The sequence below is a fragment of the Agromyces sp. Marseille-P2726 genome (assembly GCF_902809835.1).
Classification (GTDB): Bacteria; Actinomycetota; Actinomycetes; order Actinomycetales; family Microbacteriaceae; genus Agromyces.
On sequence record NZ_CADDWM010000011.1, the window covers coordinates 311,348 to 331,520 of the forward strand.

The following is a 20,173-nucleotide window of genomic DNA, read 5'->3' on the forward strand; positions in this document are numbered from 1 at the left end:
TAGTCAGGATGGTTCGCACTACCGCCACCATCGAAACCCTCCGCCACAGAAGGGCATCGCAATGGAGCGCCGTACTGAGCACATGGTCTTCGCCGCGTTCGCGTCGGCCTCGACGACCAAGACTTCGTTGGGTGCGTGGATGCATCCCAGCACCGATCCGGCGTTCCTGAGCGCGGAGTACTACATCGGGCTCGCCCAGGAGCTCGAGCGCGGCGGTGTCGACGTGCTGTTCTTCGACGACCGGCTGGCCATGCCGGCGGCATACGGCGCCTCGACCGACCCGGCCGTCGAGCGCGGGTCGCGGGTGGTGAAGCTCGACCTCGTGTCGATCCTGGGCTTGCTCGCCGGACACACCAGCCGCATCGGTCTGGGCGCGACCTATTCCACGACCTACGGCGCGCCGTACCACGTCGCTCGCCAGTTCGCGACGCTCGACCACCTGTCGAAGGGCCGCGTGATCTGGAACATCGTCACGTCCCTCAATCACGACGAGGCAGAGAACTTCGGCACGAACTTCCTGAACCCCGACCAGCGCTACGACCGAGCCGACGAGTTCCTCGAGATCGTCACCGGGCTCTGGGAGTCGTGGGAGGCCGACGCCGTCGAGCTCGACCGCACCACCGGCCGGTTCGCGGATCCCGCCAAGGTCAAGCGCGTCGATTACGAGGGCGAGTTCCTGTCTTCTCGCGGCCCGCTGACGGTTCCACGCCCGCCGCAGGGGTGGCCGACGCTGCTGCAGGCGGGCCAGTCCGGTCGTGGTCGCCAGTTCGCCGGCCGCTGGGCCGACCTCATCTTCACGACCGCGCACAGCCTCGAGGCGGCGCAGGGGCACTACGCCGACCAGCAGCGTGTCACCCAGGAGCAAGGGCGACCGTCCGGCGCAGCGAAGATCCTCCCGGCCGTCATGATCATCGTCGGTGAGACCGAAGAGATCGCGAACCAGAAGAACGACTTCTTCAACGAACTGAGCGACCCGGTGGAGCAGCTCATCTTCCTCGCCGAGCAGGCGAATTTCGACTTCGAGCAGATTCCGATGGACGAGACGTTCGACGACGCCTGGCTCGACCGGTTCACCGGCACGCGCGGAGCGGTCGAGGCCTTCGTCAAGTCCGGACGTGCGAAGTTCGGCGCTGATGCGACGCTCCGCGAGATCGTCAAGGCCCGTTCGATGACGGCCGGCAACCGGTTCGTCGGCACCCCCGCCCAGATCGCCGACACGCTCGAGGAGTGGTTCGACAACTACGGCGCCGACGGGTTCGCGCTGATGCCCTCCGACACGCCGGGATCCTTTGAGGACTTCACCCGGCTCGTCATGCCCGAGCTGCGTCGTCGCGGTCGCGTCGCCGAGAACCCAGAAGCCGACGGCACACTTCGCGAGCGGCTCGGACTGGCCGTACGCACGGCGCGATGAGGCCGCGGGGCGCAATCCTGCCCGGGAGCGACGGATGAGCGAAGTCCAGCTCCACGTCGAGGACGCGATCGCGACGATCACGCTGAACCGCCCCGATCGTCTCAACGCCATGAACCCGGCGATGCGCGAGGGCCTCGTCTCGGTATTCGACGAGACAGACGCGGACGACCGGGTGCGGGTCGTCGTGGTCACCGGCGCCGGTCGCGGCTTCTGCGCAGGTGCCGACGTGAGCGAAGGCGGCGGCTCGTTCGCCTACGACGAGGGCGACGTCCGGCTGCGCGACGGTGGCGGACGGATCGTGCTGCGGGCGTTCGAGTCGCTCAAGCCGATCATCGGTGCGGTCAACGGCCCGGCAGTCGGCTTCGGCGCATCGTTCACGCTTCCGATGGACTTCCGGCTCGCTTCGACGACCGCGCGATTCGGCTTCGTCGCCGCATCGCGCGGCATCGTCCCCGACGCCATCTCCAGTTGGTTCCTGCCGAAGATCGTCGGAGTGCCGACAGCGTTGGACTGGAGCCTCACGGCGCGACTCTTCGATGCCGACGAGGCATTGCGTCGTGGACTCGTGCGCAGCATCCATGAGCCCGACGCGCTGCTGGACGCCGCGTACGAGCTCGGTCAGCAGATCGCGGCATCCGCTGCACCGGTGTCAGCCGCCGTGACCCGGCGACTGATCTGGCGAATGGCCGGCACCGACCATCCGATGCACACCCACCGCGTCGACTCCGCTGCGATCACCGCGCTGGGACGCACGTCGGATGCCGCCGAAGGCGTGATCAGCTGGCGTGAGAAGCGCATACCCGAGTGGGGCCTGTCGGCGATGACCGACCTCCCCGACCTGCCGTGGCCGGTCGAGCCGCGATTCGAGGATCCCGTCTAGGAGGGAGTGCCGTGGTCGACTCGAGGATCGTCCAGCTGGGGTTCGTCGTGACGGACCTCCACGCCGCCGCGATGGAGTGGACGCGTCGCTTCGGAATCGGCCCGTGGTTCTACTGGAGTCACCTCGGCAACCGTGATTACCGGTTCCGCGGCCAGGAGGTCGAGCCCGACATCTCGACGGCGATGGCGGACTGGAACGGCATTCAGATCCAACTCGTGCAGCAGCACGACGATTCGCCCTCGCCGCATACCGAGTGGCTCGCAGCGCATGGTGGCGCACCGGGGCTGAACCACATCGCCGTCGCCGTGCCCGATTTCGACGCCGAGCTCGCTCGTCGCGCGGATGCCGGCGAGAGGACCTTGTCGGAGGCCGGAACTCCGGTGAACAACGTCTTCTTCCACTGGGGCGACTGGAACCTCCCGGCGATCGAGGTGAGCCAGCGGCGGCCTCCATCCATCGTCGAGAAGCTCTACGCCGTCGTCGCCGACGCCGCCGACGGCTGGGACGGCACCGATCCATGGCGCCCGATGCCCGCGCTGAACTGACGAAGCACTGGAGGAACCATGAACGACGTGGACTACGCATCCCTGAACCGCCTGGACGGTCGTGCCTACGCGGTCTTCGGCACGGGGGCAGGAATCGGCGGTGAGACCGTGCGCGCGCTGTCCGCACTCGGCGCACGCGTCGCCTGCCTGGATTTCGATCCGAGTGCCGCAGAAGCCGCCGCAGCCAGCGCTGGAGCCGACTGCATCGCGCTCCGAGTAGATGTCTCCGAACCGGGTGCGATCGATCGAGGGCTCGACGAGGTGGTCGAGCGATACGGGCGGCTCGACGGGGCGATCGACATCATCGGCGCCGCCCTGTTCAAGCCGTTCACGGAGACGACGGATGACGAATGGGACCGGCAGGTCGGTCTCGTCATCCGTCATGCGTTCCAAGTGCTCCGTGCCGCGGCTCCGGTGATCGAGCGTTCCGGCGGCGGATCACTCGGGTTCGTCTCGTCGATCGCCGGGCTGAACGCGGCGCCATCGAACGGAACGTACGGGATGTTCAAGGCGGCGATGATGTCGATGGTGCGCTCCGCGGCGGTCGAACTCGGACCTGCCGGCATCCGGGTGAACTGCGTCGCGCCAGGTGCGACGCGAACGGCTCGCTTCCTGGCGACTCAGACCCCCGAGATGCAGGACGTCGCGCGACGCTCCACACCCCTTCGGAAGGCGGCAGAACCGTCGGATATCGCCGCTGCCCTTGCGTTCCTCGCCTCGCCGATGGCCGGGCACATCACTGGCCAGACCATCGTCATCGACGGCGGCGTGAGCTTGATGAATTGGAGGGAGCTCACGGCGGTGGGCAGCCCAGAAGGCGTCTCACCATGACGACTGGCTCCGGCGGTTTCCTCCAATCGTAACTAATTTTTGAATGATGGCCTCACGTGTCAGACTGCACCGGACCCTGAGCACATCCCCCTTCGGGAACCTCATCGATAAGGAAGTCTCGTGAGACACAGCAAGAACACCCTCCCCGCGCTCGGCGCACTCGGCGCCGTCGCCCTCCTCGCCGGCTGTGCCAGCGGCGCGAGCGCGGGCAACGAACAGTCGGCGACCGGCATCGAGCCCGTCGAGCTCACCGTGAGCAGCATCTTCCCTGCCGGGAGCACCGCGAGCATCCTCCTCGACGACTGGATGGAGGCCGTGACCGAAGCGACCGACGGTGCGGTGACCTTCGATTTCTACGGTGACGGAACCCTGCACCCCGCGACCGAGGCGCTCAGCGCCCTCACCTCGGACCTCACCGACATCACGTTCGTCAACAACGGCACGTTCCCCGACCAGCTTCCCATCTCCAACTGGGACGACCTCACCGTTCAGACCGCACTCAACGATCTCGGGTACCCGAACATGAACATCGCGGGGCTCGGCCAGCAGGTCATTCACTACACGAGCGACAATGTCGCGCTGGCGGAGATGGAGGCGGCTGGATTCCGCCCGCTCCTTCCGATGCTCAGCGGACCCGCTGCCCTGACGTGCGCCGAGCCCTTCGAGACGCCTGAAGATCTCGCCGGGCGTCAGGTCCGCGTTCCGAACGCGATCTCGCAGGGCGAGAACGAGGCGCTCGGCATGGTGGGCGTCTTCACGTCGCCGAACGAGCAGTACGAGGCACTGCAGCGCGGCGTGATCGACTGCGCGGTCAACGCGCCGACGACCGTGCTGAGCGGTGGGCTGCTGGAGGTCTCGCCGTACGTCGCCTTCACCAACAACGCGCCGAGCGCCGGAGCGAACTGGGTCATCTCGACCGCCACGTGGAACTCGCTCTCGCCTGAGCTCCAGCAGATCCTCCTCGACGCGAGCGCCGAGCCCTTCACCAACTTCGCGACGAACACGCTCGACCAGTACAGCGAGATCGTCACGGCGACCGAAGCGGCGGGCGGAGAGATCGTCGACCCGTCCAAGCTGAATCCGCTGATTGCGAAGTACTGGGCCGACCGGCCGAGCCTCTCGAGCGCCGCCCCGGCTGGTGTGGACGCCGACGCCGCCATCGCTCAGACCGAACGTGTCGCCACCGCTTGGCGGAACCTCTCGATCGACGAGCTCGGGGTACCGGTCGAGCACGACGACATCCTCGAGGTGCTCAACCTGGGGAGCGAGGTCGTCGAGTGGGGTCCGTGGACGAAGGCCATCGAGGACCAGCTCGGCTCCGAGTGAGGCGACTCATACGCTGAGGCGTATCGCGCGGGTGGCGCGGAACCGGCCGGTTCCGCGCCACCCGTTTCCGCATGATCCGCGAGTTTCCCGATAATCCTATAAAGGTTATAGATCTTTAAAAGATTGGGTGGTACATTTCGGGAGTCGCGGATGAACCGTGGCCAACCCGACCCATGACAAAGGAGTTTGTGGTGATTCGCACCAAGAGAGCACTCACAGCCGCCACAGCGATCGGAGCGGTCGCGCTCCTCGCTGGTTGCGCCGGCAACAGCGCGGAAGCAGAGGCACCATCTTCAGACGGCGCGGGCGGCGTCGACTGGAGCTCGGTGGAGCCCGTCGAACTGACGGTCAGCAGCATCTTCGCGCCGGGCGCGACATCGACCAATCTCATCGAGGACTGGATGGATGCCGTCACCGGAGGCACCGAAGGCAAGGTGACGTTCGACTACTACCCGACCGGAACACTGCACCCGGCTCCTGAGGCACTCTCGGCGCTGTCGTCGGATCTGACCGATGTCACGTTCGTCAGCAATGGCTTCTTCCCTGACCAGCTGCCCGTCTCGAACTGGGACGACCTCGTCGTGCAGCACGCGCTGAACGACTTCGGCTACCCGAACACGAACATCGCCGGTATCGGTCAGCAGGTCATCCACTATGACGGCGAGAGCGCTGCACTCGACGAGATGAGGCAGGTCGGGTTCGTCCCCTTGATCCCGATGATCAGCGGACCGGCTGCCCTCACGTGCGGCGCGGAGTTCAACAGCGCCGACGACCTCGAGGGCCGCCAAGTCCGCGTCGCCAACGCGGTCGCTCAGGGCGAGAACGAGGCGCTGGGGATGACCGGCGTCTTCACGCCCCCGAACGAGCAGTACGAGGCCCTCCAGCGCGGTGTCATCGATTGCGCCGTCAACGCCGTCACGACCGTCCTCAGCGGTGGCCTCCTCGAGGTGTCACCCTGGGTGACGTTCCTGAACACCGCCCCCTCGTCGGGCGCCAACTGGGTCATCTCTACCGGGGCCTGGGACAGCCTTGCTCCCGAGATTCAGGCCGTGATGCGCGACGCGCGGTATGCGGCGATGGAGCGCTTCGCCAAGGACACCCTCGACCAGTACAACGAGATCGTCGCGGCATCCAAGGATGCCGGCGGCGGGATCATCGATCCCAGCAAGCTCAACAAGGACGTGAACGAGTGGTGGGCCGACCAGCCCGACCCCGCGACCGTCGCGCCCGACTCGGTGAAGGACGCGGCCGCCGAGATCGAGCGGACGAACGCGATCGCCGACGCGTGGTGGGACTTCTCCGTCGACACCCTCGGCGTCGAGACCGAGCACGACGACATCATCGATGCCCTCGACCTCGGCTCGGGTGTCGTCGACGACTGGAGCGCCTGGTCCGATGCCCTCGCTGAGGGGCTCGGCACGCAGTAGCTCCACCGATTGCAGCAGCAATTCGGCGGTGCCGGACTTCACGTCCCGCACCGCCGAATCATTTCTGCGAAGCCCGCACAGCCCTCGCGCGGAAGTCAGAACCTGCCGATCAACACGTCCTCCAGCAGCTCGCCGCCGGCCAGAGCGATTTCCGCGTCGATCCGGTACCCAGTGACTGGGCACAGGTACTCACGCAACACGAAGCGGTCCGCGCTCTCGGTATCGAGGACGTCGAACTCCGGACCGGTCTCCCGCATCCTGGTCTCGCGGATAACGGCGTTCGGCCGGTAGCTCTCGTCAGCCGGTCCGAGGTCGGCGCCGTTGCTCCACCAGCGGCCCTCGACGACATGCAGCACGTCGCCGACCTGCACCGCGTGTTCGGGGGCGTCGACGGGCGGCTCGGGCTCTCGGCCCAGGCGCTCCCGTCGCACCCCGAGCCGCGTTCGCTCGGTCGCCGCGCGGTCGATCCTCCCATCCGAGATCACCACGCCGAACACACGCTCGGCGATCTCGTCGGTGGCCAGCCCGTCCTCGATGTCGGCCAGCACCAGCTCGGGATCGCGCAGCAGCGGGTCGCCGTATCCTGCAGCGGCGGGGGAAGTCCACTCGATCACGTCGCCGTCGGCCATCGAGAACATTCCCTTGTACGGCAGGATCTCCTCCTCACCGTGGACGTCGTCGATTCCGTTGATCGCCTGGCTCCGTCCCATCAGCTCGACCGTGTCGGTGCCGTGCTTCACCCGGGCTCGCGCCACCGAACCGGGGTTGCCCCCGAAGAGGCCCTGGCCGTTGCTGAAGCTCTCATTGACGTACCAGACGATCTGGCCGCCGAGCATCCCACGTACCAAGAGGGTCGCGCGGAAGCCGACGCCGGCTCGGTAACGCCCGCTGCCGTCGAGACCTGCCTTCCCCAGCCGTCGACCGAGGACGACGAAGGGCTTGCCCGACTCGATCTGCTCGATGTTCTCGATCTCGCTGTCGGGGATCCACCACTGTCCGCCGGCATCGACCCCGTCCCGCGTCGGGCGGCCGGCGAGCGAGCCGAAGAGGCCATCGGTGTTCTGGAGGATGAACTGCTGCCCATCAGCGGTCAGCCCGCCGCCGATCAGCGACGTCATGTTCGATCCGGGCGCACCGAGCGACAGTTGCCGCGTGTCGTCGCCGCCACTGGCGAGCATCTTGCACACCGCGTTCGCCGCGACGTTCAACATGATCATCACGGTCTGGTTCCCGGATGGGCTCACGGCCGCCGGAAAGTCGGCGCAGCTGACCAGTCCCGGCACGGGCCGCACATCGATGTGCCGGTACGCCCCTCCGTACGCGCCGGCCAGATCGGGGATCAGCTGTTGCGTGAGCACGGTCTCCGCGATTCCCGCGAACCCGGCATAGGTCATGTTGATCGACCCCGTCTGCGGATCGCTCCCCGCGTTGTCGATGATCAGCCGGTCACCCTTCTTGGTGATGTTGAACTGGTAGGCGTACAGGTTCTTGTCACCCGGCAGGGCGCCCTCGGTGTAGATGCGGTGCGACCATCGGCCATCCGGGATCTTCGCGATCCGCTCGGCGAACACCTTCTGACCGGAATCGATCAGGCGGCGCATGACGCCCTTGACCACGTCGGCTCCGTAGCGGTCGACGAGTTTGCTGATCTTCTCGCGCGTGGCGCCGATCGCACCGATGGCAGCACGCAGGTCCATGCGCGTCAGGTGCGGGACGCGAGACTGACGTGCGAACAGGTGCTCCACATCGTCGCGCATCCTGCCACCCTCGACCAGGCGTACTGGAGGCCAGGCCATGGGCTCGGCGAACGCGTCCGTCGCGGTCAGTACGCCGCTGCCCGGCATCGACCCTCCGACGTCCGCGAAGTGCTGCGAATTCGAGAGCCAACAGAACAGCTCATCGCCGACGAACAGTGGGGTGAGCAGGGTCACATCCGACTGATGCGCAGAGCCGATGTACGGGTCGTTGCTGACCCAGATGTCACCATCGACGAGGCCGTCTTCGCTGCGGTGCTCTAGGATGTATCGAACGGTCAGTGCGTGCTGGTTGGAGAAGTACTGCACGCCGGATCCGAGGTAGACGAGGTCGCCGCTCTCGGTCATCAACGTCGACTGGAAGTCGCGAGCGACCATCACCACGGGAGACATCGACAACCGGGAGATGATGTCGCCGTGTTCGAGGTTGGCGCTCATCAACGCATAGCGGATCACCTCGTAGGTGACCGCGTCGATATCCACCGGCTCGGGATCGTGCATCCTCACCGCAGGCGAGTACTCGGGCGGGTCCGAGGGAACGTACCCACGGGCGGTGCCGTCCCACTTCACCGCTCGGAACGCTGCTTCCGTGCTGTGGCGGTCTACCCGGTCGGGCGCCATTCGGGTGTCGATGAGAGTCATGCCTGGTTCTCCTGCTTCTGGGTGTGGAGGATGCAGTTCGCGAAGTCGTCGGTCTCCAGGGACTGGCCCGGGGCGACCGCGATCGTGGTGTGAGGCAGCTGCACCAGCGCAGGCCCCTCGATCAGCCCGCCGAGGGCGGGCGGACCGTCGTAGACGGCGGTGCTGATCCACTGCTCGTGCCCGGGCCAGAACACCTCACGCTCGCGAGCGGGCGCAGTCTGCCCGCCCACAGGTGTTGCCGTCGCCGCGGTCTGCAGCGGCACCGAAGCGGTCACCCGGATCGTGAAGATCTCGGAGGTGTGCAGCACCGACAGAGCCACGGCACTGTACAGGCGTGAGTACTCCTCCGCGAACACGGTCGAGAGCTTTTCGCTGAAGGACTCATCGATCGGGCCCGACGGAACCGGCAGGTGCAGCTCCTGCATGTACTGCTCGGCATAGCGGGCCTGTGCCGAGCGCTCGAGCCGCACCCGTTCCTTGGGGAACCCGGCGGCGGCCATCTGCTCCAGCGCGCGCTCCTCGAGGCGACCGATCGTCTCGGCGAGCGCGTCGGTGTCGAACGGAGCACGGATCGTGCACTCCTCCTCGAACACCTCCATCGCATCACTGGCGGCGATGCCGTACGCCGACAGGGTGGATGCGCCGTTGCCCATCGGGATGACGACCTGGTCGATGTCCAGTTCCTGCGCGAACGCGAACGCGTGCAGCGGCCCCGCCCCGCCGAAGGCATACAGCGCGAAATCTCGCGGGTCCAAACCCTGCTCGATGGTGCGCTGCCGGATCAGAATGGCCGCGCTATGACTGTTCACCCGCAGAATGCCCGACGCGGCCTGCTCCAGCGACAGCTCGGCCTCCTCCGCGATCTTCCGCACCGCCGCGACCGCACGCTCCTTGTCCAGCTGCATCTCGCTGCCCAGGAACCGGTCGGGGTCGATGAACCCGAGCACGACATCCGCATCGGTCACCGTCGCCTCGGTGCCCCGCCCGTAACATGCCGGCCCGGGGTTCGACCCGGCCGACTCCGGACCAACCCGCAGACCACCGCTGTGCGGGTCGACCCGTGCGATCGACCCACCACCACACGCGATCGACCGCAGGTCCAGCTGCGGGATCTTGAAGGTGTACTGGTCGATGATCTTCGCGCTCGTCAGGATCGGGCGCCCATCGATCAACAGTCCCACCTCGAACGACGTACCGCCCATATCGGTGGCGATCACGTTCTTGTGGCCGGTTCGCCTGGCGATGGACTCCGTGGCCGCGAGCCCTCCGGCCGGACCCGACCCGATCGTCTGCACGGGCCGGTGCCGTGCCGTCTCCACGGGGAGGACGCCGCCGTTGGATTGCATGATGAACACCGGCGTGGTGAGCCCGCGCTCCTGCAATGCCGTTTCCAGCGCACCCAGGTACCTGCTCGACGCCGGCCCGACGTAGGAATTGATCACGGTCGCGACCGTCCGCTCGTACTCACCCAGCCGCGGGGAGGTCTCCGACGAGATGGACACGAACATGTCGGGACGAATCTCGTGCACCAGCTCCCGCAGCCGCTGCTCATGTACCGGGTTCCGGAACGACCAGATCAACGAGATCGCCACCGCGTCCACCTGCTCCAGCAGCGGACGCAACACTGCCCGCGCCTCGTCATCGTTCAGCGAGGCGAGCACACTGCCGTCGGCAAGCACACGCTCGGCAACCTCGACCACGTCCCGGTGCGGCACCAACGGAGCCGGCTTGTCCGTCTCCCGCACATTCAAGAGCAGCTCGGGCGCTACCCCCGCCGTCCGACCGCGACCACGCATGATCTGCAGCGCATCCCCGTGGCCCTTCGTGGCGACCAGGCCCACCCGAGCACCCTTGCGCTCCACCATCAGGTTCGTGCCGATCGTGGTGCCATGACTGAACTCCGTAGTCTGTCCGAGCAGGGACTCCAGCGTCTCCCCGGCCTCCTCGGCGAGCCGCGTCAGCCCCTCGATCACCCCTTCAACGGGATCGGTCGCGTGCGTCGACAACGCTTTCCCGTTGAACACCTGCCCCTGGTCGTTCACGGCGACACAGTCGCTGAACGTCCCCCCGATATCGACACCGATCGTGTAACTCATGAAGAACTCCGTCCCTTTCGTTTCCTGGTCATCGAAGAAGGCCTTCCGCTCGAGGTGATGGCGGCGGATGGCATCACGGAGCGAGCCGGGTTCCAGCCGTCGAGCGCTTCCCACCGGACGGCGCCGGAGTGGGACGACGGCGACGTCGCGGAGGGCGACAGGACGCGATCGGCTCCGCCGCGCTGGCGCCTCAACCGGCACCTCTCGACGACGAAAGCGCGACGTGGACAAGGGAGTTCGCGAATGGCCTCATGACCACGCGACATCGGTGTCACTCCAATCACCCGCCCTCCATCATCGGATGACGCGAAGTGACAGATCATTCGGCGGACGACCGCACGGGATCATTCGGGACTTCGACGTCGGCTTCTGAAATCGTAAGAATTAACATGACAGTGGTCCAATGCGTGATGAGGTCAGATGTGATGCGCCGGCCTCATGGAGGCCCGCGTCGACGACCTCCGCGTTCTCGTCCTGGAAGGAGCAACGCATGCTCGACCTCGAGAAGCTACGGAACTTCGTGACCGTGGCGAAGACGGGAAGCTTCGTGCGCGCGGCGGAGGAATTGAACCTCAGCCAGCCGGGCCTCTCCCGGAGCATTCAAGCCCTGGAGCGCCAGTTCGGGGTGCGGCTCCTCGACCGGGACCGACGTGCGGTGCGGGTGACGGCGGCGGGCCGACAGCTCCTCGACCAAGCGATCGACCTGCTCTCGAGCGCGCGGGCGATCGAGAAGGGACTGTCTGCTGCCGCCGACGGCCTCTCCGGAACGGTGCGATTCGGAGTCGGTCCGTTCGCGGTGACGGCGCTGCTTCCTCAGGTGCTTGCGCGTTTCGCCGAGTCGGGGCCTCATCTCGACGTGGAGGTGGCGATTGCGTCGAAGCTCTCCCTGACGCAGCAGCTCCTCGACGATGAGATCGAGTTCTTCGTCGGAGTGCTGGATGATTTCGTCGACGATCCAACGTATGCCTGTGTCGCACTCGCCGAGATCGGTACGAAGATCTACGTTCGACCGGGTCATCCGTTGGCGGGTCGAGCATGTCGCATCGCGGATCTCGAGACGTTTCCCATCGCGTCGGGACACGATCTGGGTGCTGGACTGCGACTCGCGCGGCAGGGAGCACCGAGCCATCGCACGACCTTCATGGTCGACGATCTTCACGTGCTCGCTGAGGTGTGCCTGTCGTCCGATTCGGTCCTGATCGCGGGCTACGGAACGATTCCGCGGGAGCTCGTGGAGGTGACGATCGACGAGCGCGAGAGCGTTCCCAAGTACATGCTCGGCATCATCTCCATTCGAAGCCGCACAGTTTCACCAGCCGCGGAACTCGTGCGTACCGAACTGCTGCGGACGGGACGCCGTGTCGCCTGAGCAACGAACCGATGCGGCGGGCATATATCAGGATTCGATCGATTCGACACGTCGATCTCGAGATCTCCGGTCATACCCCCCGCTCCAGGCGCCGCCGGTCCAGCGCACCTGCGCCACCCGCTCGGCGATGCGCCATCCCGCGCTCGTGCGTCGCCAGCTGTCGAGATAGTCGCCACTCCGCGGCAGGCCGGTGTGCTGATCGATCGTCAGCCACTTGCTCAACGAGCTCACGACATCGCCATCCCGGAAGACCCACGCATTCGACAGGATATGGAACGGCGGGTGAACCGAATCGCCGAGCGCGAGAAAGGCCTCGAGTTCCGAGAGCCCTCGGTACTTCGGCCCTCCGACGCTGGTCACATCGAACGTGGCATCGGGGGCGAACACGTCGGCCAATCCGGCGACGTCTCGACGATCCATCACGTGACCGTATCGAGCAAGCACCTGGGTGATCTCGAACCGATCCTCGAGGGTGACGTAATCATGCATGATTCGCAATCATCTCTCTATTAGTTGTAAGGAATGAAATCATTGCCTCAGGTAGTGTTGCTGAGGCAACCGTAGCTTTGTCGGCTCGCATACCGCCACGGCGCATCCCAGGAGGTACTGGTGTCCCGCACGGACCACATGGTGTTCACCGCATTCGTTTCCGCATCGGTGACCAAGGGCAGCCTGACGTCATGGGCGCACAAGCGGGCTGATCGCGGCATCCTCGACGCGAAGTTCTACATCGACCTCGCCCGGACGCTCGAGCGCACGGGGTTCGACCTCATGTTCTTCGACGACCGACTCGCCATGCCGGCGGCGTACCAGGGATCCATCGAAGAGACCATCGCGCGCGGATCGAGGGCCATCAAGCTCGACCTGATCACCATCCTGGGCCTGCTCGCCGGGCACACCGAGCGCATCGGTCTCGGCGGTACCTATTCCACGACCTATTCGTCGCCGTTCCACGTCGCTCGCAAGTTCGCGACGCTCGATCACCTCTCCGGCGGGCGCGCGGTGTGGAACATCGTCACCTCGCTGAACGCCGACGAAGCGGCGAACTTCGGCACCGAGTACCTGAACCCCGAACAGCGCTACGACCGCGCCGACGAATTCGTCGAGATCGTGACCCGACTGTGGGAGTCGTGGGACGCCGACGCCCTCGAGATGGATCGCGACACCGGCCGATTCGCCAGGCCGGGTTCGGTGCACCGGATCGACTACGAGGGCGAATTCCTCTCGTCGCGCGGACCCCTGACCGTGCCGCGGCCGCCGCAGGGCTGGCCCACGCTGCTGCAGGCTGGGCAATCCGGACGCGGGCAGCGGTTCGCCGCCAGCTGGGCGGACGTCGTGTTCACGAGCCAGCACAATCTCGAGACTGCCGCGACATACTACGCGGGGATGCAGGAGCAGTTTGCCGCCGGCTCACGACCCGACGGAGCCGTGAAGATCCTGCCCGCGGTGCTTCCGATCGTCGGCGAGACCGAAGACATCGCCAAGGCCAAGGACGCGTACTTCGACTCCCTGTTCGAACCCGGCGAGCAGCTGGTGACGCTCTCGGAGCAGGCGAACTTCGACTTCGGGAAGCTGCCGATGGACGAGCCGCTCACCGACGAGCTCCTCGACTCGTTCACGGGCACGAAGGGCTCGCTGCAGGGCTACGTCAAGGGTGCTCGAATCAAGTTCGGCGAGAATGCGACGCTCAACGACGTCGTCGAGTCTCGGCGGAAGCAGGGCGGCGCCCGCTTCGTCGGTGATCCCGTTCAGGTCGCCGACGGGCTCGAGGAATGGTTCCAGGGCCGCGGATGCGACGGCTTCGCCATCATGTCGACCGACATGCCCGGTTCGTTCGAGGACTTCGGTCGACTCGTCATGCCCGAGCTACGGAGACGCGGACTCATCGCCGATGATCCAACGCGGCAGGGCACGCTGCGTGAACGCCTCGGGCTGCAGCAGCGAGGCTGAAACACGCTCGACGAGCGTAGAACAGGAAGGGCGGGCACGAGGTCGTGACACAGCAGAAGAACGGACCGTTGAGCGGTGTACGTGTGGTGGAGTTCGCCGGACTCGCACCGTCGCCGTACTCGGCGATGATCCTCAGCGACCTCGGGGCCGACGTGATCCGCATCGACCGGCCTCCGACCGGTGACGAGATCACGATGGACCCTCGAGTCAACCTCGTGAACCGCGGGAAGCGTTCCATCGCTCTCGACCTGCGTCAGGATGCATCGAAGTCGATCGTCACCGAACTGATGCGGAACAGCGACATCCTGATCGAGGGGTTCCGACCCGGGGTCATGGAGCGGCTCGGTTTCGGACCCGATGAGGCGCTCGCCGTCAATCCGCGCCTCGTGTATGGCCGGATGACCGGGTGGGGACAGGATGGCCCCTACAAGATGGCAGCCGGGCACGATATCGCGTACGTCGCCGTGACGGGAACGCTGCACTCCATCGGAGCCGACGATCCGGTGATCCCACTGAACCTGGTCGGCGATTTCGGCGGGGGCGGCGCGTTCCTCACGATCGGCGTGCTGGCGGCGCTGCACGAGGCGCGCACGACAGGGCGCGGCCAAGTGGTCGATGCGGCGATGGTGGATGGCGCAGCGAGCCTCGCGACCATCATCTACTCACTGCTGAACGCCGGCCGCTGGGAGGACCGCCGTCAGGCGAACCTGCTCGATGGGGGAACGCCCTTCTATTCGGTCTACCGAACGGCCGACGACAAGCACGTGGCGGTCGGTGCGATCGAACCGAAGTTCTTCGCCGAGTTCGTCGCCGGGCTCGGAGTGGAGATCTCGTTGTCGTCGCAATACGACCGGGCGGGATGGCCGGAGATGCGTTCGCGCATCGCCCAGAGGATCGCCGAGCGCACGCAAGCCGAATGGATCGAGACCTACGAGGGAACCGACGCCTGCGTCTCCCCTGTGCTGTCGCTGCGGGAAGCGCCGACCGATCCGCACGTGCGCGAGCGGGGCACGCTGGTCGAGATCGACGGAGCCATCCAGCCGGGCGTCGCGCCGCGCTTCCCCGCCCATGACCTCGCTCCGCCGCCGCCCGGGAGCTCGCCGCTGCCCGGAGCGCACACCCGCGAGATTCTCGCTGAACTCGGCATCGAGGGCATCGACGAGTTCATCGCCTCGGGCACCGGCGTCCAGTCCGAGGCTGATTCGACCGCAGAACCAACAGGAGTATCGAAGTGACCAGGCAGTTGCACCTCAACACGTTCGTCAACGCCGTCGGACACCATGAAGCAGCGTGGCGCCTTCCCGACGCCGTGCCCAACTGGAACCTCGACATCGAGCACTACAAGAACCTCGCACGCATCGCCGAGCGCGGCATGCTGGACTCGGTCTTCTTCGCCGACATCCAGGGACTGATCTCGAGCCCCAGCCGTCGCCCCGGCGAGATGCTCGACCCGGTGGTGAAGCTGACCGCGCTGGCGGGCGCCACAGAGCGGATCGGACTGATCGGCACCGCCTCGACGACCTTCGACGACCCGTTCAATCTCGCGCGCCGGTTCGCGTCAGCCGACATCGTGAGCGGCGGGCGCATCGGATGGAACGTCGTGACGAGCATCGCGAAGGAGATCGGTCCCAACTTCGGGGTCACCGACTTCCCGACCCCCGAAGAGCGGTACGAGCGCGCCGACGAGTTCCTCGACGTCGTGTTGAAGCTCTGGGACAGCTGGGAGAACGACGCCCTCGTCGTCGACAAGGCGCGAGGTGTCTACGCAGATCCCGACAAGGTGCACCGGATCGATCATGTCGGCAAGTACTTCTCGGTGCAGGGTCCCGCGCTCCTGCCTCCGACGCCCCAGGGACGTCCGGTCATCGTGCAGGCCGGGTCGTCGGGCCCCGGCGTCGCCTTCGCCGCGAAGTACGCGGAGGCGGTGTTCACCGCCCAGGGCACGATCGAGGAAGGACGCGCGTTCTACGCGAACCTCAAGTCGCAGGCGGCGGCGCACGGCCGCAACACCGATCACATCGTCGTGCTGCCGGGGCTCGTCACCGTCATCGGATCCACGGAGGCGGAAGCTCAGGCCAAGGCCCGCGCGCTCGACGAGCTCATCGTGCTCGACCACGCCCACGCTCAGCTCGCCGACCAGACGGGCGTCCCGGTCGAGAGACTCGCGCTCGACCGGCCGCTTCCCGACGACATCCGCCGCCCCGAAGACATCGTCGACGGACGCAGCCGGTACGAGATCACCGTCGAGATGGCCCGCCGCGAGAACCTGACCGTCAGGGAGCTGCTCATCCGCCTCAATGCCAGCCGTGGACACCAGAAACTCGTCGGCACGCCCGAGCAGATCGCCGAGGTCATCGAGACCTGGTTCACGACCGGCGCATCCGACGGCTTCAACGTCATGCCCGCGACCTTCCCCGACGGCCTCGAGGAGTTCGTCGACCAGGTCGTGCCGATCCTGCGCAGCCGAGGGCTGTTCCGCAGCGAGTACGAGGCGACGACGCTCCGCGGGCACTACGGACTGCCCATGCCTGAATCCACCCACAGCTCCGCCGGCCTGGCTTCGAGCGCGATCTGAGACGAGCTCGACACATGGATCGCATGCGCGGCAAGGTCGCCATCGTCACGGGTGGAGCGCGGGGGCTGGGCGGGGCCTCGGCATCCGCTCTGGCTGCCGAGGGCGCATGCGTCGTCGTCGCGGATGTGCTCACCGACCAAGGCGAGACGAAGGTCGCAGAGCTCACGGCCGACGGCGGCACGGCACGGTTCACGCACCTCGACGTGCGAGACGCGGATGCCTGGGCGAGAGTGGTCGAGGAGACCGTCAGTGCGTACGGCGGCCTCGACGTCCTCGTGAACAACGCGGGCATCACCCTTCCGCGAACGATCGAGCAGGCGACCCTCGACGAGTTCAAGCACGTCATGGACGTCAACCTGTACGGTCCGTTCCTCGGCATCCAAGCTGCTCTGCCGGCTCTCATCGCACGCGGATCGGGGTCCATCATCAACGTGTCATCGAATTCGACCGAGATGATCGTGCCCACGACGACGTACTACGCCGCAAGCAAGGCCGCCCTCGCGAACCTCACGAAGACGACGGCGGTGCACGTGGCGACGCAGGGGTACGAGATCCGTGCGAATTCCATCCATCCCGGACCGCATGCGACCGACATGCTCGCCGATCCGGAGGTCGCACGGATGCCGCACATCCAACGCATGCGAGAGACCGTGCCGCTCGGGCGGTTCGGGCGGCCCGAGGAATTCGGACAACTCGTCGTGTTCCTCGCCTCCGATGAGAGCAGCTACATCACGGCAGCCGAGTTCTTCATCGATGGTGGTCTCACCCGGGTCTCCTATGCCAACGAGCGAGGAAGCCGATGACCGTGCTGCAGCCTGCGTTCGCTCCCGAGCGACGGATTCGTGTGGGTGTCATCGGCGCCTCGGGAACCGGCTGGGGTCGGCTCGCGCATCTTCCGGCGATCGCCACCATCCCGGGCCTCGAGGTCACGGCAGTGAGCACCACCCGGCAGGAGTCCGCCCAGGCGACCGCCGAGGAGTTCGGGATTCCCGAGGCCTACGACAACGCCGATGCCCTGATCACCTCGGATGCGGTCGATCTCGTGATCGTCGCCGTCCGGGTCGAGCACCACTTCGAGGTACTGCGAAGCGTCGCGCGTGCCGGCAAACCCGTCTACAGCGAGTGGCCCTCGGGCTCCAACCTTCAGCAGACGAAGGAACTGCGCGACGCGTTCGCCGCGGCCGGCGTCCACGCGGTGACCGGACTGCAGGCGCGCTCGACGCCTGGCATGCGCTACATCCGTGATCTCGTGCGCGACGGCTACGTGGGACGCGTCCTCTCGACGACGCTCGTGGGGGCCGGCGGCCCCTGGGGCGACGTCGTCGACTCCCGCAACGCCTACCTGCAGGATGACGCACTCGGCGGCACGATGCTGACCATTCCGTTCGGGCACTCGATCGACGGGATCTGCCACGTGCTCGGTGAGTTCGAATCGATCACGGGAATGACCGCCATCCAGCGTCCGGTCGTGCGTCTCGAGGGCACGGATGACGCGGTGACGAAGACGACCCCCGACCAGGTGCTCGTGTCGGGTCGACTCGCGAACGACGTGATGATCTCCGCGCACTACCGAGGCGGTCGGACCGCCGGGACGTCGTTCCAGTGGGAGGTCAACGGCACCGACGGCGCCATCGTCGTGACCGCGCAGACCAGCCTGCAGCTGAGCCCCCTCACGATCCGTGGAGCATCCGCGGGCGAGCACAAGCTTCGTGAGCTCGACATCCCGCCGACGTACCGGAATGCCGATCCGTCGTTGTCGTATGCCGCGGCGACCGTGGCCGAAGCGCTCCTCGTGCTCGAGCACGACCTGCGTCACGGGACCCGCTTCGCGCCCACGTTCGACGACGCGGTCACCCGCAAGAAGCAGCTCGAGGCGCTGCGGCGCGCTGCCGATACGGGCGTGACGCAACACCTGGGTGCCAGCAATCGCTTGGATCAGGATTCGAGCGCGGCTCTGAGCTCGAGATCATCGAACGGCGTCGCGGTGGGGTAGACCTCGTCGAACAGATCAGCAGCGCCCTCCGCGAGTCGGCTCGCGAGCAGGAGGGTCACGACACCGCCATCGTCGCTGATCGCGGCCACCTGGACGTCGACGAGGTCTCTGGCGCCGTCAGAGGAATTGGTCTGCAGCGTTCCTTCGCCAGCCACGAGCCGGAGCCGGAACTCCCCGAGCCGGACGTCGATCATCCCGGCGTGTCCGACGAATCGAACACCTCCGGAGAAGGTGATCTCGGCGTCGAGGGCCTCGCGGTCGAGGAGCTGCACGCCGTCGATGGGAAAGTAGAAGCGACCGTCGGGCAGGGACCCCACTCCGCCGTCCGTGACCTCCGCGCCCATTGCGACGCGCTGCACGTAGCGTCTGAAACTCGAGCGGACCGCCCATGCGAGACCGGTGGTCTCGACCGTCCGCGTCGGCAGCGGCATCCGCTCATCTGCCTGCATCGGTATCACGGATGCCGCGTCAGTCCGCTTCGATCAGCCGAAGCGCGTTGACCGGGCAGCCACTCACCGCGCTGCGAACGCGCTCCATTTCGGAAGCGGGCACGGGCGCTGACTCATCGACCTCGAGCTCGCCGTCGTCATTCAGGACGAAGATCTCGGGCGCCAGCCCTTCGCAGATGCCGAGACTCACGCACTTGTCCCGGTCGACCACGATCTTCATCGACGCGACTTCAGTCTCCATTGATCTGACCTCTCACGAAATCCGATGCCACACTGCTTCGCCACACCCGTGTGGCGAAGCGCTGGCCACTATCTTATAAAGCATAACCAGAATAACCCGACTTGGTTCGACCGGGTGATTCATCATGTTCGAGCCCGCCGGCGGTCAGGCTCGCGACCACGGGAGCCCACCGTCGCGCGTAGCCGTCGATGCGGCCGTCGGTCTCGAACTCTGACTCGAGCAGGTACAGCCCGGGCAAGGCTGTCGTCGCACCGAGTTCGGCCAGCACGGGCTTGAGCGTCAGCTCCGCTGCGAGCGCGTGATTCCAGGCGCCTCCGACCATCAGGGGGACGGTGACCACGCCCTGCATCCCGGTTTCTCCGGCGAACTTGTCGAGGAACGTCTTCAGCAGTCCGGTGTAGGTCGCCTTGTACGTCGGGCTCGCGATGATGGCCAGATCGGACGCCGCGACCGTCTCGACGGCGGCGGTGATGCCCTCGTCGCCCCATCCGAGCAGTGCAGGTCCGAGGTCGACGACCTCGAGCACGTGCTCGGCGGGTCGACCAGTCAGCGCCTCGGCCAGACGCTCGGCCGCGGCGCGCGTTCGCGAACCGCGCTTCGGATTCCCCACCACGACCGTTGTCACCACGACGTCACCTGTCCTCCGCCCGACGGACTCTACCTTTCAAGTATATTGAGGATGGC

Annotated in this window: 18 protein-coding genes; 12 read left to right on the forward strand and 6 right to left on the reverse strand. The window is 66.4% G+C overall.

Features of this window, described 5'->3' with window-relative positions:
• Positions 1 to 61 precede the first annotated feature (61 nt).
• The 6 genes from HUS56_RS05880 to HUS56_RS05905 all read left to right on the forward strand — a co-directional run bounded on the left by HUS56_RS05880 (position 62) and on the right by HUS56_RS05905 (position 6,420).
• Positions 62 to 1,411 carry an NtaA/DmoA family FMN-dependent monooxygenase gene (locus tag HUS56_RS05880; protein WP_173922446.1) on the forward strand — a complete coding sequence of 450 codons (1,350 nt, stop codon included), beginning with the start codon at positions 62 to 64 and terminating at the stop codon, positions 1,409 to 1,411.
• 34 nt (positions 1,412 to 1,445) lie between these two features.
• Positions 1,446 to 2,291, forward strand: a complete 846-nt coding sequence (locus tag HUS56_RS05885; protein WP_173922447.1) for an enoyl-CoA hydratase-related protein — start codon at positions 1,446 to 1,448, stop codon at positions 2,289 to 2,291.
• Between the two features lie 11 nt (positions 2,292 to 2,302).
• Positions 2,303 to 2,836, forward strand: coding sequence for a VOC family protein (locus tag HUS56_RS05890; protein WP_173922448.1), 534 nt, complete (start codon positions 2,303 to 2,305; stop codon positions 2,834 to 2,836).
• A 27-nt stretch (positions 2,837 to 2,863) separates the two neighbouring features.
• Positions 2,864 to 3,667, forward strand: coding sequence for an SDR family NAD(P)-dependent oxidoreductase (locus HUS56_RS05895; RefSeq protein WP_173922449.1), 804 nt, complete (start codon positions 2,864 to 2,866; stop codon positions 3,665 to 3,667).
• A 120-nt stretch (positions 3,668 to 3,787) separates the two neighbouring features.
• Positions 3,788 to 4,993 carry a TRAP transporter substrate-binding protein gene (locus tag HUS56_RS05900; RefSeq protein ID WP_173922450.1) on the forward strand — a complete coding sequence of 402 codons (1,206 nt, stop codon included), beginning with the start codon at positions 3,788 to 3,790 and terminating at the stop codon, positions 4,991 to 4,993.
• A 191-nt stretch (positions 4,994 to 5,184) separates the two neighbouring features.
• On the forward strand, positions 5,185 to 6,420 hold the full coding sequence (locus tag HUS56_RS05905; protein WP_173922451.1) for a TRAP transporter substrate-binding protein: 1,236 nt from the start codon (positions 5,185 to 5,187) through the stop codon (positions 6,418 to 6,420).
• A gap of 95 nt (positions 6,421 to 6,515) precedes the next feature.
• On the opposite strand, the gene HUS56_RS05910 is transcribed toward HUS56_RS05905, so the two are convergent.
• Together HUS56_RS05910 and HUS56_RS05915 are read right to left on the reverse strand one after the other, a co-directional pair.
• Positions 6,516 to 8,816, reverse strand: a complete 2,301-nt coding sequence (locus tag HUS56_RS05910) for a hydantoinase B/oxoprolinase family protein (RefSeq protein WP_173922452.1) — start codon at positions 8,814 to 8,816, stop codon at positions 6,516 to 6,518.
• A complete protein-coding gene (locus HUS56_RS05915; protein ID WP_173922453.1) occupies positions 8,813 to 10,912 on the reverse strand; it encodes a hydantoinase/oxoprolinase family protein in 2,100 nt (699 codons plus the stop codon). The genes HUS56_RS05910 and HUS56_RS05915 overlap by 4 nt, the downstream gene beginning before the upstream one ends.
• Positions 10,913 to 11,402: 490 nt before the next feature.
• On the opposite strand from HUS56_RS05915, the gene HUS56_RS05920 reads away from it, so the two are divergent.
• Positions 11,403 to 12,281 (forward strand): LysR family transcriptional regulator, encoded by an 879-nt coding sequence (locus HUS56_RS05920; protein WP_173922454.1) that lies wholly within the window; start codon positions 11,403 to 11,405, stop codon positions 12,279 to 12,281.
• A 27-nt stretch (positions 12,282 to 12,308) separates the two neighbouring features.
• On the opposite strand, the gene HUS56_RS05925 is transcribed toward HUS56_RS05920, so the two are convergent.
• Positions 12,309 to 12,770 (reverse strand): nuclear transport factor 2 family protein, encoded by a 462-nt coding sequence (locus HUS56_RS05925; protein WP_173922455.1) that lies wholly within the window; start codon positions 12,768 to 12,770, stop codon positions 12,309 to 12,311.
• A gap of 120 nt (positions 12,771 to 12,890) precedes the next feature.
• Between HUS56_RS05925 and HUS56_RS05930 the strand changes: the two genes are divergently transcribed.
• The 5 genes from HUS56_RS05930 (at position 12,891) to HUS56_RS05950 (ending at position 18,799) form a co-directional block, all read left to right on the forward strand.
• A complete protein-coding gene (locus tag HUS56_RS05930; protein WP_217423944.1) occupies positions 12,891 to 14,231 on the forward strand; it encodes an NtaA/DmoA family FMN-dependent monooxygenase in 1,341 nt (446 codons plus the stop codon).
• A gap of 68 nt (positions 14,232 to 14,299) precedes the next feature.
• Complete coding sequence (locus HUS56_RS05935) at positions 14,300 to 15,466, forward strand: CaiB/BaiF CoA-transferase family protein (protein ID WP_254431305.1); 1,167 nt, start codon at positions 14,300 to 14,302, stop codon at positions 15,464 to 15,466.
• Positions 15,463 to 16,806: an LLM class flavin-dependent oxidoreductase gene (locus HUS56_RS05940; protein WP_254431306.1), complete on the forward strand. Its 1,344-nt coding sequence runs from the start codon at positions 15,463 to 15,465 to the stop codon at positions 16,804 to 16,806. Before HUS56_RS05935 ends, HUS56_RS05940 begins: the two co-directional genes overlap by 4 nt.
• A 14-nt stretch (positions 16,807 to 16,820) precedes the next feature.
• Positions 16,821 to 17,609, forward strand: coding sequence for an SDR family NAD(P)-dependent oxidoreductase (locus HUS56_RS05945; RefSeq protein WP_173922457.1), 789 nt, complete (start codon positions 16,821 to 16,823; stop codon positions 17,607 to 17,609).
• Positions 17,606 to 18,799, forward strand: coding sequence for a Gfo/Idh/MocA family protein (locus HUS56_RS05950; protein WP_173922458.1), 1,194 nt, complete (start codon positions 17,606 to 17,608; stop codon positions 18,797 to 18,799). The genes HUS56_RS05945 and HUS56_RS05950 overlap by 4 nt, the downstream gene beginning before the upstream one ends.
• Here the strand turns inward: HUS56_RS05950 and HUS56_RS05955 are convergent.
• From HUS56_RS05955 to HUS56_RS05965, 3 genes are all read right to left on the reverse strand, one after another.
• Positions 18,742 to 19,248: an HtaA domain-containing protein gene (locus tag HUS56_RS05955; RefSeq protein ID WP_173922459.1), complete on the reverse strand. Its 507-nt coding sequence runs from the start codon at positions 19,246 to 19,248 to the stop codon at positions 18,742 to 18,744. The two genes, HUS56_RS05950 and HUS56_RS05955, sit on opposite strands and share 58 nt — an antisense overlap.
• 19 nt (positions 19,249 to 19,267) lie before the next feature.
• Positions 19,268 to 19,468, reverse strand: coding sequence for a ferredoxin (locus HUS56_RS05960; protein ID WP_173922460.1), 201 nt, complete (start codon positions 19,466 to 19,468; stop codon positions 19,268 to 19,270).
• A 94-nt stretch (positions 19,469 to 19,562) separates the two neighbouring features.
• Positions 19,563 to 20,117, reverse strand: a complete 555-nt coding sequence (locus HUS56_RS05965) for an NADPH-dependent FMN reductase (protein WP_173922461.1) — start codon at positions 20,115 to 20,117, stop codon at positions 19,563 to 19,565.
• Between the last annotated feature and the right edge of the window lie 56 nt (positions 20,118 to 20,173).